The sequence below is a fragment of the Methylosinus sp. R-45379 genome, from assembly GCF_001644125.1.
GTDB lineage: Bacteria > Pseudomonadota > Alphaproteobacteria > Rhizobiales > Beijerinckiaceae > Methylosinus.
Map to the genome: position 1 here is coordinate 1 of NZ_LUUM01000196.1, position 1,153 is coordinate 1,153.

The window sequence follows — 1,153 nt, forward strand, 5'->3', positions numbered from 1 at the left end:
CCTGGGAACGGTTTTGGCTCGAAATTCTTCGCTGCCTCGGACAGATAACCGCGCAACCAACGATCGTAGTCCGCGGGTCGGAGTTCGTGCGGCGGCACGACTGTTTGCGGGGTCGCTTCGGCCGAGGAACGGCGGAAACGACAAATGAAACGCGCAACCGTCTGATGTTCGGCAAAGAACGTCGTCAGCTGCTTCTCTCTCGCGACGACCTTCGCCCAGTCGGCAAAAATCAGCGGCAAGCGCGTCAGCACGGGCACGCAGTAGTAATTCACGTAGAAGGCCACCTTGGCGATTACCCAACGCACCAACCCCAATTGCTTGCGATGGTTCGGCGCCAAAGTCTCAATGACGGCCAGGAACGACACTTCCTCATTTGCCGCCACAAGCTGATGCGCCACCTCAAAGGCCAGGGTGCCGCCTATGCACCAGCCCAGCAGCCTGTACGGACCACTTGGCTGGAGTCGCCGGATCAGTTGCACGTATTCCGCCGCGATCTGCTCGATGCTCTCCGGCTTGCGGTCCCGCGGCCAGGAGGGGTCGAGGAGCTGCAGCGCGGTCAGCGGCAGTTCCGGGCCGAGTAGTTTGCCGAGGAAGTAATAGGCGCCTGTATTGTTGATCCCGAAGATCTGCGGCTGCGTGCTATCGGGATACTGCCTCACTACCTGGCGGAAGTCGAACTGACGCTCGTCACCGCGGTCCATCACAAGCGCGAAATTTTCGATGGTGGGCGACTTAAACAACGCCGCCAGGTCGATGCGGCGGCCGAACTCTGCCTCGACGATGGCGAGGAGGCGCAACGCGAGCAGGGAATGACCGCCGAGTTCGAAGAAATCCGCGGTTTTTTGGATCTCCTCGAGCCCAAGGATGTTCCTCCAAATTTCTGCAAGGCGGCGCTCGGTATTGGTCAGAGGTGCCGTCGTGCCCTGCAGCGTCCGCTCAGGCATCGGCAGCAGTTTGCGGTCGAGCTTGCCGTTCGGGGTGAGCGGCAGTGCGTCGAGCGCGACAAAGGCGGCCGGGAGCATGTAGTCGGGCAGTCGCACGGCGAGGAGGGTGCGCAGCTCTGCCGCCGCCGGCAAGGCCGCGCCAGGCTGAGCGACCAGGTAGGCGGCAAGGCGGGTGTCGCCGGCGATCTCACGCGCGACGTCTTCGCGCT

1 protein-coding gene is annotated in these 1,153 nt (G+C 62.7%); it reads right to left on the reverse strand.

Annotation, left to right across the window (positions count from 1 at the left end; translation table 11 throughout):
- Nucleotides 1-1,153 (reverse strand): thioesterase domain-containing protein (locus A1351_RS24625; RefSeq protein ID WP_245291620.1); only part of this gene is annotated, 1,153 nt, incomplete at both ends.